Genomic DNA, 13118 nt, shown 5'->3' with positions numbered 1-13118 from the left:
TATATTGGCTATGCAAGATTGACAAGTAAATACACGGCAAAGTACACACTTTTCTACCGCTATATGTTTTTTATTTTTACATATAATACGGTATGTGAAATTTTATTTATTGTAAAAATAAAAATGTCTAATGTGACATCTTTATTTTTGTATAAAGTCTTTCATTACATAATATAAAACTGTAATGAAAACGATCGCTACAAAAAATGAAAATACTGCAATAATGTACCCATCCTTATTTAATAAAATGCAAAAAGAAATAGATATGATAAAAATCGGAAATACAAGTCGTACTTTATCCTTCACTTCCTCTGTCGTATCTGTATGATGAAAATACTGTGTTATCCCTATCATTAAAGAAGACAAAATAATCACCGACAATAGTAAAGGTCCTGGCATTCCGATTTCTCCTTTCTCTATTTCTAATGAAAAGCAATTTTTCTTTCATCATAATCACTTCAAATACTCTTTTTGAAGTAATTATGTACAATTTACACATATATAATAGCGTGTTTATCATGATAATTTCAAATAATTACAATTACAGTAATGTTGTAATATTCATTTTCAACCTCAGAAATCCTGCAAATATATCTCGTCAAAATATGCGGTATACAAATTAACACGTACCGTCAACTTTAGACAAAATTTATAAAGGACATTTCAGTACGTATCAAGAATTAAGAATAAGAAGATATGTAAGGGAGGATGAATTATGACTGAACACGTTTTATTTTCTGTTAGCGAAAACGGCGTTGCATCAATTACTTTAAACCGCCCAAAAGCACTTAATTCTTTATCTTATGACATGTTACAACCAATTGGGCAAAAACTGAAAGAGTGGGAAAATGATGAGCGAATTGCGCTTATCGTATTAAAAGGAGCTGGCACAAAAGGTTTTTGTGCAGGCGGCGACATTAAAACTCTTTATGAAGCGCGTTCAAATGAAACTGCATTGCAGCATGCGGAACGTTTTTTTGAAGAAGAGTATGAAATTGATACATATATTTATCAATATAAAAAACCGATCATCGCTTGTTTAGATGGAATTGTAATGGGCGGTGGTGTCGGTCTTACAAATGGTGCGAAATATCGAATTGTAACTGAGCGTACGAAATGGGCAATGCCAGAGATGAATATCGGCTTCTTCCCAGATGTCGGTGCTGCTTATTTCTTAAATAAAGCTCCAGGGTTTGCTGGCCGTTATGTTGCTTTAACAGCATCTGTTTTAAAAGCTGCTGACGTATTATTTATAAACGCCGCTGATTACTTTATGACATCTGATTCATTACCAAATTTCCTTACTGAACTTGAAAGTGTAAATTGGCATAAAAAAGATGATGTACATACTAATTTAAAAGAAGTCATTCGTACATTTGCAACTGCTCCAAACTTAGAAAGCGAACTTTCTCCTTCATTAGAAGAAATGAATTCACATTTTGCATTCGATACAATTGAAGAAATCATCCATTCATTGGAGAAAGATCAAAGTTCCTTTGCTTTAAAAACGAAAGAAACGCTATTATCAAAATCTCCTATTTCGTTAAAAGTAACATTAAAACAGTTTATTGATGGACAAGATAAGTCCGTTGAAGAATGTTTTGCTACCGACCTTGTACTTGCTAAAAATTTCATGAGACATGCGGATTTCTTCGAAGGAGTACGTTCTGTTGTCGTTGATAAAGATCAAAATCCGAATTATAAATATAAGCAGTTAAGTGATGTTTCAGAAGAAGATGTAAATCGATTCTTTAACTTACTTAATGCATAATACATAATAAGGTGAAACATTAATAAGTGGGGGTTCATTACCCGCTTATTATTAGCCCTCACCGATCGTCCGGTCATGCGGGATAAAATTGAGGCTATATAGTAGTGGAATTCCACTACTATATAGCCTCTTTCTCATTTAATACTTTTTAATATAATTTAATTTTATTAAATTAAAATGTGTGCTACACTATTTTTAATCAAATATTCTAAAAATAAAAAAGGAGGAGCAACTATGATTGAAAATTATTTTCTTTTCATCATTATGTCTATTTGTCTTATTATTTTACCCGGTCCTGATACTGCAATGGCGACGAAAAATACATTGGTTGCCGGTAAGGTCGGTGGAGTGAAAACAGTGTTCGGTACATGTGTTGCACTTTTAATTCATACTTTAGCAGCAGTAATCGGACTTTCCGCAATTATTGTAAAGTCAGCGCTTTTATTTTCTATTTTCAAGTACGTTGGAGCTCTATATTTAATTTATATTGGCATTAAAGCCCTTTTAGCGGTAAGAAACAAAGAAGGCTTTGATACGAACGATATATCTTTAAATAATGAAGATGAACACACTTCTTGCTTTCGCCAAGGGTTTCTTACGAATTTATTAAACCCTAAAGTTGCAGTCTTCTTTTTAACCTTTTTACCGCAATTTTTAAATCCAAATCATAATACGTTTATCCAATTTCTCGTAATGGGTCTTACTTACCTCGTTTTAACAGTTATTTGGTTCGCTTTTTATATATTTTTAATTGATAAAATTAGTGCTTTTATGAAAAAACCGAGGACGCAACGTTATATTCAAGGCTTAACAGGAATCGTCTTAATTGGTTTTGGTATTAAACTAGCTTTTGAAAAAAATAATTAACAAGACGAAAAACACCACATCTTCAGAGTGGTGTTTTTCATTTAACAACTGTTTTGGCTGTTTACTCTCTATTAAAACCAGCGCTCAGTTACAACTTTTTTACGTGTATAGAATTGGACGCCATCTGTACCATTTGTACCTAAATCACCAAAGAAGGAAGCTTTATTTCCTGCAAATGCGAAGAATGCCATTGGTGCTGGAACGTTTACGTTTACACCGATCATACCAGCATCGATATTATCACGGAATGTTTGTGCATGTTTACCATTTGACGTATAAATAACCGCGCCATTTGCAAATTTAGATTGATTTGTTATTTTAATACCTTCTTCTAAATCTTTAACTCGTACAATGCTTAATACTGGAGCAAAAATTTCATCTTGCCAAATTTTCATTTCTTGATTTACACCATCAAAGATTGTCGCACCTACAAAGTAACCTTCTCCAACTTCTTCCTTAATTTTGCGGCCATCAACTAATAAAGTTGCTCCATCTGCTACACCGCTATTAATATAGCCTAATACGCGCTCTTTATGAGATTCACGAATTAATGGTCCAACATAATTATCTTCGTGGAAACCGTCACCTACTTTTAACTTCTTCGTCTCTGCTACTAGTACGTCGATGAATTCATCAGCAATTTCATCAACTACTGCTACTACTGAACATGCCATGCAGCGCTCTCCACTACTTGCGAATGCAGATCCAATTACACCTTGCACTGTTTTCTCAAGATTGCAATCTGGCATCACAATCGCATGGTTTTTTGCACCAGCTAACGCTTGTACACGTTTCCCGTGTTTCGTACCTGTTTCATATACGTAACGAGCTACTGGCTCAGAGCCAACGAACGAAACAGCTTGAATATCTTTACTTTCTAAAATGCTATTTACAACATCTTTTCCGCCTTGTACTAAATTTAATACCCCTTTTGGAAAACCAGCTTCATAGAATAACTCTACAAGTCGCTCTGCTAAAAGTGGCGTTCTTTCAGATGTTTTTAATACGAACGTATTACCGCAAGCAATTGCAAGTGGGAACATCCATAATGGAATCATCATTGGGAAGTTAAACGGTGTAATACCAGCAACAACTCCAATTGGATAGCGCCAAATCGATCCATCAATGCCGCTAGCAATATTCGGAAGAGCTTGTCCCATCATTAAATTTGGTGCTGATGTTGCAAGTTCTACCGCTTCAATCCCGCGCTGCACCTCACCAGTTGCATCCGTTAATGTTTTACCATTTTCTAGCGTAATGATTTTAGCAAGCTCTTCTTTGTTTTCTTGTAAAAGCTGTAAATATTTATATAATTGTCTTGAACGATTCGGAACTGGTACTTTAGACCATGTTTCGTATGCTGCTTTTGCCGCTTCAACAGCTTTTTCAACATCTTCTTTCGGAGATAGCGGAACGTAAGCGATAATTTTTCCAGTCGCCGGATTCGGAACTGCTTCTACTTCTGTACCAGTAGATTCTACCCACTCACCATTAATATGATTTTTTACTCGTTTAATTTCAGTTGTAATCATTATATTCTCTCCTTTTTTATGATGTATATAAGTCTATTATTTTTGATTAGAAATTAACTGTTCACTAACTTTCTTATATAAAGCAGCCATATCGTTTTCACCATATCCTGCCTCACTTGCTTCTTCATATACGTTTAATAGCATTTCGCTTACTGGTAAGTGAAGTTCGCTTTCTTTCGCTAAATCTACTGCAAATCCTAAATCTTTCTTTAATAAATTCACAGTAAAGCCTGGATCGTAGTTTTCAGTTGCAATGAAACTTTTATAATTACGCTCATAAATTCTACTTTGACCGTAACTTACATTTAAAATATCAAACATTTTATCTAAATCCATATTATTCTTTTTCGCTAATGTTAAAGCTTCACTCACACCAGCTGTATAAAAACCAATTAATAGGTTATTAATTAATTTAACTGTTGTGCCACTATCAATCTGCTCACTAACATGGAAAACATTCGCGCCTAGTACGCCCATGATAGATTCCGTTTTCTCATATACTTCTTTCGATCCACCAACCATAAACGTTAATGTACGGTTTTCGGCTCCAATTACCCCACCACTAACAGGCGCTGCTAAAAAGTCTACTTTCTTTTCCTTTGCAGCTTCCTCTAACTGTTTGTTTAATTGTGGAGATACAGTACTTGTATCAATTAAAACTACATTCGAGTGGCTATTTTCAAATAATCCTTCTTCCCCAAAATACACCGCTTCAACAGCGCGAGGTGAAGGTAAACTTGTAAAAATCACATCGCATGTTTCTGCTAGTTTTGAGATTGATAAGCCAATAATTCCTCCTTCATTTTCAAAGGAAGCTTCGGCCTCTTTATTTAAATCCACACCGTATACTGTGTAACTTGATTTAACTAAATTTTTAGACATCGGAAGACCCATATTACCTAAACCGATAAAGCCAATCTTTTTCATATCGCTTTCCTCCTATTTACACAATATACTTTCCGCGATTTATAATAGCTTTCGCAATTTCTCTCTTTTTTGTAAATACGTTCGTGTATAAAGGCACTAATAATTGACGAATTTCAGCTAAAATTACGTGTCTATCTTGTTCTTCTGTGACAGCCGCTGAAAGTATAGAAATCGCTGCTTCTTCTACTTTACGATAGCCTTCTTCACAAATAACATCAGTTATCATTTGTTTCGTACGCTCTTTCTCTTCACCATTTTTACTAATTGCTTTCCTCGTACGTAAAAATGCTGATTCCATGACGTACACGTCCGTTAACATATTTGATAATACACGTGAATATTCTTGTTCTTGGTCAATTTTTAACCCTGGAGTTTTAGAGAGCGTTTTCAAAGATTGTTTCAACAATTTTTTCGATAATAAAATGTAACGATGGTTTCTTTCAACATTTGCTACATCAACTTCTACTACAGTATCTTCAATTTGTTCCATTTGCTTCATTAACATTTTAGCAACTGTTAATCTATTAATTTCGTTCGTTCCTTCAAAAATACGACTAATTCTAGCATCACGATATAATCGTTCTACCTCGTACTCTTGCATATAACCGTAACCACCATGAATTTGTACAGCTTCATCTACGATATGACCAAGTGTTTCAGAAGCGTTTACTTTATTAAGTGCACATTCAATTGCAAATTGAGACATTTTCTTCATAAGATCTTCATCACTCTCATGAATTGCTTCATCAATGACACCTGCTGTACGGTAGGCTGCACTTTCTGCTCCATATGTAGCAATGATCATATTTGCAATTTTCTCTTGAATCATCGTAAAATCTACTAATTCCGTTTGGAACTGTTTTCGCTCTTTTCCATATTGAACCGACAAACCAATTGCTTGTTTTGCTGTTCCAATATTTCCAAAAGCCAGCTTTAGTCTAGCGAAGTTAAGAATATTAAGAGCTACGTGATGCCCTTTTCCAACTTCCCCTAAAACATTTTGAGCAGGGATGACAACATCTTCTAAGATTAGGGTAGCCGTTGAAGAACCTTTAATCCCCATTTTCTTTTCTTCTAATCCAATGGATACACCTTCACATGTTCTTTCGACAATAAACGCTGTCATTCCTTTATTTGTCTTCGCAAAAACAACGTATACATCTGCCATATGAGCATTTGTAATCCACTGCTTCTCACCATTTAACTTCCAAGCAGTACCATCTTCATTTAATACTGCACTTGTTTTTGCACTTAAAGCATCAGAACCAGCATTTGGCTCAGTTAAAGCATAGGCCCCAATCCATTCTCCAGACGCAATTTTCGGCAAATATTTTTCTTTTTGTTCTTTCGTTCCGTAATATATGTAAGGCAATGTACCTACACCAGCGTGTATATTAAAGGAAACACTAAATGCACCAGCGTATCCCATTTTTTCTGCTACAAGCCCTGAAACTGCCTTTCCTAACTCAAATCCGCCGTACTCTTCTGGGACTTCAATACTTAATAATCCAAGTTCTCCAGCTTTCTCAAATAATTGACGAGAAATTTTATAGTTATGTTGTTCTATATTCTCCATTTGTGGAACAATTTCTTGTTTAACGAATTGTTCTGTCGTTTTTGCGATTAAATCTTCATCTCTTGAAAAATCTTCTGGCGTAAAGAAAGTATAATTCACATCTTTATTAAGTGAAAAAAATTCATCCCACGGTAACTTTGTTTTCTCCATCTGAATCCCCCTATCATTTCGGCCTTACTTGCTACTACGTATGCTCGTCTACGATGAGTGGAATTTCTTATTTTTGAAAACAGAAGGCGATGAATTGTCACATCAAGCAGTTCGTTTTGCCAAAGATGTATTCTCATCGCCTTAGTTGTTTTATCTATTGATCCTCTGATAATACTGTTTTTGCAATTCCAGTATCTAGTTCTTCAAAGTCATGATATGAAATTGTTTCATATAACTCACTTCTCGTTTGCATACTTGAAAGTGCATCTTTTTGAGAACCTGTTTCCTTAATTAAAGTAAACACATTCTCATATGCTTTCGCTGCAACACGAAGTGAAGTTACAGGATAAATAACCATTTGGAAGCCCATATTTGCAAATTCCTCTGCACTATAATACGGCGTTTTCCCGAACTCAGTCATATTCGCAAGTAAAGGCGCATTTACTTTACTATTAAATAGACGGAACTCTTCTTCTGATTGAAGCGCTTCAGGGAATATCGCATCTGCACCTGCTTTTACATAAGCGTTCGCTCTTTCGATTGCTTCATCTAAGCCTTCTACACCGCGAGCATCTGTACGTGCCACAATATATAAGCTTGGTGCAACTTCTTTAATCGCTTTAATCTTTTGAACTAACTCTTCTGTAGTAACGAGTTTCTTACCATTTAAATGTCCACATTTCTTCGGTAATTGTTGATCTTCAATTTGAACAGCTGCTACTTTTGCTTCCACCATTTCTACTGCTGTTCGCGCTACGTTTAATACACCGCCAAATCCTGTATCAATATCAACAAGAACCGGTAAATCTGTAGCTCTTACTAGATCTCTTGCTCTCTCTGCTACTTCAGTAGACGTCACGATTCCTAAATCTGGTAGACCTTTACTTGCAGTATAAGCAGCTCCCGATAAATATAAAGCTGAAAAACCTGTATTTTTCGCAACAAGAGCAGCCATTGCATCATGAGCACCTGGAATTTGCAAAATCCCATTTGCTTCTACTAAAGCTCGGAAGCGATTCGCAAGCTCCTCTTGTGTTGACTGTTTATTCACAACCCAAGCCATTCTAAATTCCCCCTATTATTAATTTAAGAATAGATCTACAAATTCGTTTACATTCATATTTTCTAGTTTTTCTTCATTTAGACAAACTTCATGAATTTGTTCTTGTTGCTTACTAGAATAATGACCTGCCATATTTGCAGTGAATTTTTGAACAACTTTTGGAATTGCTTCGTCTCTACGGAAACGGTGACCAAGTGGATATTCACATTCCACATTTTCTGTTACAGTGCCATCCTTGAAATGAACTTGAACAGCGTTGGCGATTGAGCGCTTGTTCGGGTCAAGGTAATCTAAACTGTACTGTTTGTTTTCAACAACAACCATCTTATTACGTAATTCATCTACACGTGGATCATTTGCTACTACATCCTCATAATCATCCGCAACGATATCTCCTTTTAATAAACCAATTGCCGTAATGTATTGTAAGCAATGATCACGATCAGCTGGGTTATTTAATGGACCTTCTTTGTCGATAATACGAATTGCTGATTCATGAGTTGTAATCGTAATACGATCAATTTCATCTAATCTTTCTTTAATTTCTGGATGTAATTTCACAGCACACTCTGCAGCTGTTTGTGCATGGAACTCTGCTGGATATGAAACTTTAAATAATACATTTTCCATTACATAAGACTCTAATGGTCTTGCTAACTTTAATTCTTGTTTATTGAATAATACATCTTGGAATCCCCAGCCTGGTGCAGATAATGCTGTTGGATATCCCATTTCACCTTTTAGAGCAGTCATTGCAAGATGAACACCGCGGCTTGTTGCATCACCTGCTGCCCATGATTTACGTGAGCCTGTATTTGGTGCATGACGATATGTACGAAGACTAGAATTATCAATCCATGCATGTGATAATGCATTAAAGATTTCTTCACGTGTTCCGCCGAGCATTTTTGCAACTACAGCAGTTGTTGCTACTTTTACGTATAATACATGGTCAAGACCAACACGATTCAAACTATTTTCTAAAGCTAGTACACCTTGAATTTCATGTGCTTTAATCATCATTTCTAATACTTCACGTACTTTTAATGGTTCTTTTCCTTCTGAAATACGAACACGGCTAATATAATCTGCAACTGCTAAAATACCGCCTAAGTTATCAGATGGATGTCCCCACTCTGCTGCAAGCCAAGTATCGTTATAGTCTAACCAACGGATCATACATCCGATATTAAATGCACCTTTCACTGGATCCAGCACATATGACGTACCTGGTACACGTGTACCATTCGGCACGATCGTTCCTGGTACAACTGGTCCTAGTAATTTCGTACACTCTGGATATTGTAGTGCTAAAATTCCACATCCAAGTGTATCAAGTAATACGTAACGAGCAGTACTGAATGCTTCTGCGCTAGTTACATCTTTATTTAATACATAATCCGCAATTTCTTCTAATAATGCATCTTTTTGTTTAATTTCATTTGTTTTAATCATACTATTCTTCCCTTTCTGTCGAAAATTCGTTATTATTAATGATGGGTGTCGGTCAAACACCCATCTAGCGGGCGGCGCTAACAACTCCCCAGTTGTTCTTAATTACTAAGTACATGTCGCTCGCCAACATAATTTACACGTGGACGGAACAATCGATTGTTCGCATGTTGCTCAATTACGTGCGCGCATAGTCCTACTGTTCTAGAGCTAAAGAAGATTGGTGTGTAAAGTTGAATTGGAATACCAAGCATCCAATATACTGGAGCTGCATAATAATCAAGGTTCGGATAAATTCCTTTTTCCTTCTCCATAATCTTTTCTCCAGCTTCACACATTTCATATAGTGTATAATCGCCTTTTACATCACATAACTGCTTTAAAGCTTCCTTCATCATCAGTGCTCTTGGATCCATCTTCTTCATATACACACGATGTCCAAAGCCCATAATTTTTTCTTTGTTATATAGTTTCTTCTGTAACAACTCTTCAAACTTCTCAACATTACCAGCTTCTAAAAGCATGTACATAACCGCTTCGTTTGCACCACCGTGTAAGCTACCTTTTAAAGATGCAACTGCACCTGTTAAAGCACCATATAAGTCCGATTGCGTTGATGCAATAACGCGCGCTGTAAATGTAGAGTTTGGCATTTCATGTTCACTATATAAAACAAGGGAACGATCAAAGATCTTCTCCTCAAGTTCAGTTGGTTTTTTACCTGTTAACATATAGAAGAAATTCGCGCTATATGATAATTCTTGAAGAGGCTGAATTGGCTCTTCATTATTTAAAATATGATAGCTATTCGCTACAATGTTTGGTACTTTGCTCAATAATTTGTACCCGCGGCTTTTGTTTACTTCTAACGAGCGGTTTTCGATATCATTATCGTAACCAGCTAATGCGGACACACCTGTACGCAATCCATCCATCGGGTGCGTTTCTTTCGGTAATGCCTTTAATACGTTGAATACACCTTCTGGTACCGCGTATTCTTCTTTTAATTTCTTTTCGAGTTTTGCTTTTTCATCCTCATTTGGTAGATGTTCTTCCAATAAAAGGTGCACAATGTCTAAATACTCTTTTGTTTTTGAGAGTTCGATTAAATCATACCCTTGAATTACAATTTCACCTTTCACTGTGTCAAGAAACGAAATTTTCGTCTCCGCTGCCACTATACCATCTAATCCCGGGGAAAATTTTTCTTCAGCTTTCATCATTATTTCCTCCAATCCTAATAGATCTTCGTGCACATAACTGTAAGCCTTTACAAAATCGTGAAACTACATTTCTATTTCAATGTATCAGAGTTTTTAGAAGATTTCAATTTATTTTATAATGATAAGTTTCCTATACTTTTACCGATGTAACAATACAATTTTTCAAAAATAATTTTCATGTTTTATAAAGAAAGGACAGACTTCTTTGTTCGCCTTATTAAAACAAAATATAAGGATGAATCAGAAAATCCTACAGAACATATCATTCTCCCATTTTTTTTAAGAAAATAAAAAAACGAGCTGTACACATATACAACTCGTTTCTTCATAATATTTATTTCACTATCTCTTCAATATAATTCTTATATAAAACTTATTTACTTTTAAAAAAGTTATTATTTTACATAATTAAATTGAATTTCTTCCGTTTCCTCATAGTAACATTTAACTAAATGATAGTTTTTAAAGTACCAAAGATTATAAACATCTCCCAAAATAGAATGACTTTTTTCTCAACTGACACGATTTCCCCATCTGATTTCTCAGAAACTATCCCTAAAGAATAGTCCGGCTGAATTGAACTATTATTATGTTATCCTTTAATCCTTTAACCATTGTAAATCGTTAAGTTCAATTGAAATTTTCATCTTTGTTACTCCCGTTTACGCAAATTCTTTTTTACCTAATCGCTGTTTTACAAAAATGACAAAAATAATGAAAGCGATTAGTCCTGAAATTGCACTACCTGCAAATAAAATACGGTAACCGAACATTTGCGAAACAACTCCAAGTAAAATCGCACCAAGTCCAATCCCTAAATCAAATGCGGTAAAGAATGAAGCGTTAGCAACTCCTCTTTTACTCGGATCAACAATTGTAAGCATCGCTGCTTGTAATGCGGGCTGTGCTGAACCGAATCCAACACCGTATAATGCAGCTGCGATAACTACCCCTATTAAACTATTTGAAATCGTTAATACAACTATCGCGATAATCGTAATACATAGTGCCGGGAGTATAATAAATACTTCTCCATACTTATCTAATAGTTTTCCTGAAATTGGTCTTACAATCGTTAAAGCAACTGCATATACAAGAAAGAATGTCCCAGGATTCACATCGATTGAAGATGCAAATAGCGGTAAAAACGTCGTAATTCCTCCATATGCAAATGATAAAAAGAAAACTACAATTGTAATGGAGAGAACCGATTTTTCAAACAACTGCATTTTCCCTTTTTCTTTTTGTGGTGTGAATGGCATTTTCGTCATGAACGATAATAGGACTGCCATAAAGGATAAAAGAGTTGCCAACAAGAATAAGCCGTGAAATGAATAATGTTGTACAACCGATAATCCAATCATTGGGCCGATTGCCATTGCAATTGTCATAGCCATCCCGTACCAACCCATACCTTCACCACGGCGTGAATCTGGAATAATATCAGTTATCGCTGTTCCAACAGCTGTTGTAGAAACAGCCCATGTCCCCCCATGAATAACCCGTAAAACAGCTAAAAGAACAATAGTCGATGCTAAATTATAAGAATACATCGTTATCCCAAAAAAGACGAGTCCGAAAATAATAAAAGATCTTCTCCCATATTGATCTAACATTCCTCCGATAATCGGTCGTATTACAACTGCTGCTATTGTAAACATTCCCATCATAAGTCCAACTTGTGATTCATTGCCGCCTATCTCTTTAATAAAGAGCGGGAGCGTTGGTACAAGTAAATAAAATCCTGTAAATAAAAATAACATTGCGAAAGTCATTTGAATAAATGATTTCGTCCATAATCGTTCCATTAAAATTCCTCCATAAACACGTATATTCTTGCAATTAACACCTCCATTTTACATTTTCTTAGTCCCTTTTCCCTCCGTAAATAGACGTAACTTTTTATAATAATGGTCCACCATCAATATAAATTGGTCTTACAACTTTATAAGTATACATTAGCCTAAAGTCCTATCTATATGTACCTTTATACACGTGAAAAGAATATACTACTTTATTATCACAACTTAGGAGTGATTATGTTATGTGGGTATCTTCAAGAGTAACAGCCGTCGTTCCTTCGACTCCTGGGATACACGTTCCAGCCGTTCATACAGCTAGTTCCGATGTAGGAATTGAACTCCCTGCAACTTGGCAACAATATCAAATTCCAGGTCAAGTTACTCCCTCATTTTGGCATCATGGCGCACATCCAAGTAGTACTACCTTTTACAACCCCAGTTATACTCCATTGCCTCAGGCTCAAGTTTTTTATCATTTTCCATCAATTTATTTTCAAAATTTCTACGGTACTTTTAACATTTAAACGAAAAAAGCACTTAAGATTTGTAATGTTTACAAATCTTAAGTGCTTTTTAATATTATTCATAAAATTTTCTTATTGCCCATTATTAGCAGGAGCCTCTCCTGTATTCCCACCAGTATCTGGTTGTGTGGTCGCTGGTGGCGTTGTATTTCCTTGGCTTCCTCCATTATTTGCTGGAGGTGTCGTATTTCCTTGGCTTCCTCCATTATTCGCTGGAGGTGGTGTATTTCC

The 13118-nt window shown here is 35.5% G+C and carries 11 protein-coding genes and 1 pseudogene; 3 read left to right on the top strand and 9 right to left on the bottom strand.

The annotated features are described in order from the left end of the window. Nucleotides 1-141 precede the first annotated feature (141 nt). Nucleotides 142-399, bottom strand: a complete 258-nt coding sequence (locus tag DN394_RS28425) for a hypothetical protein (RefSeq protein ID WP_046955733.1) — start codon at nt 397-399, stop codon at nt 142-144. Nucleotides 400-715: 316 nt separating this feature from the next. Here DN394_RS28425 and DN394_RS28420 point away from each other — a divergent pair, with 316 nt between their 5' ends. Together DN394_RS28420 and DN394_RS28415 are read left to right on the top strand one after the other, a co-directional pair. Continuing rightward, nucleotides 716-1771, top strand: coding sequence for an enoyl-CoA hydratase/isomerase family protein (locus DN394_RS28420; RefSeq protein ID WP_046955732.1), 1056 nt, complete (start codon nt 716-718; stop codon nt 1769-1771). A gap of 234 nt (nt 1772-2005) precedes the next feature. Beyond that, nucleotides 2006-2638 carry a LysE family translocator gene (locus DN394_RS28415; RefSeq protein WP_149294454.1) on the top strand — a complete coding sequence of 211 codons (633 nt, stop codon included), beginning with the start codon at nt 2006-2008 and terminating at the stop codon, nt 2636-2638. Between the two features lie 71 nt (nt 2639-2709). Here the strand turns inward: DN394_RS28415 and DN394_RS28410 are convergent, their stop codons facing one another. The 8 genes and pseudogenes from DN394_RS28410 to DN394_RS28375 all read right to left on the bottom strand — a co-directional run bounded on the left by DN394_RS28410 (nt 2710) and on the right by DN394_RS28375 (nt 12369). Further along, nucleotides 2710-4170, bottom strand: coding sequence for a CoA-acylating methylmalonate-semialdehyde dehydrogenase (locus tag DN394_RS28410; RefSeq protein ID WP_097916250.1), 1461 nt, complete (start codon nt 4168-4170; stop codon nt 2710-2712). 36 nt (nt 4171-4206) lie between these two features. After that, complete coding sequence (locus DN394_RS28405; RefSeq protein WP_000719430.1) at nt 4207-5097, bottom strand: NAD(P)-dependent oxidoreductase; 891 nt, start codon at nt 5095-5097, stop codon at nt 4207-4209. Between the two features lie 16 nt (nt 5098-5113). After that, on the bottom strand, nt 5114-6823 hold the full coding sequence (locus DN394_RS28400; RefSeq protein WP_098085399.1) for an acyl-CoA dehydrogenase family protein: 1710 nt from the start codon (nt 6821-6823) through the stop codon (nt 5114-5116). 154 nt (nt 6824-6977) lie between these two features. After that, nucleotides 6978-7886: a methylisocitrate lyase gene (prpB, locus tag DN394_RS28395; protein WP_097857151.1), complete on the bottom strand. Its 909-nt coding sequence runs from the start codon at nt 7884-7886 to the stop codon at nt 6978-6980. 18 nt (nt 7887-7904) lie between these two features. Beyond that, entirely contained in the window at nt 7905-9341 is a 1437-nt protein-coding gene (prpD, locus tag DN394_RS28390; protein ID WP_098085400.1) for a 2-methylcitrate dehydratase, read from the bottom strand. A gap of 98 nt (nt 9342-9439) precedes the next feature. After that, the gene (mmgD, locus tag DN394_RS28385) at nt 9440-10561 is read right to left on the bottom strand and encodes a citrate synthase (RefSeq protein WP_141503367.1); all 1122 of its coding nucleotides are present in this window, start codon (nt 10559-10561) and stop codon (nt 9440-9442) included. Nucleotides 10562-10956: 395 nt separating this feature from the next. Beyond that, nucleotides 10957-11147: pseudogene (locus tag DN394_RS28380) on the bottom strand (hypothetical protein); the annotation flags it as partial. 76 nt (nt 11148-11223) lie between these two features. Further along, complete coding sequence (locus DN394_RS28375; protein ID WP_149294453.1) at nt 11224-12369, bottom strand: MFS transporter; 1146 nt, start codon at nt 12367-12369, stop codon at nt 11224-11226. Nucleotides 12370-12605: 236 nt separating this feature from the next. Here DN394_RS28375 and DN394_RS28370 point away from each other — a divergent pair, with 236 nt between their 5' ends. Beyond that, entirely contained in the window at nt 12606-12887 is a 282-nt protein-coding gene (locus DN394_RS28370) for a hypothetical protein (RefSeq protein ID WP_060488674.1), read from the top strand. The last annotated feature ends 231 nt before the right edge of the window (nt 12888-13118 follow it).

The organism is Bacillus sp. BB081 (assembly GCF_008368895.1).
Lineage (GTDB): Bacteria > Bacillota > Bacilli > Bacillales > Bacillaceae_G > Bacillus_A > Bacillus_A wiedmannii.
This window is presented reverse-complemented; position numbering and strand designations above follow the sequence as displayed.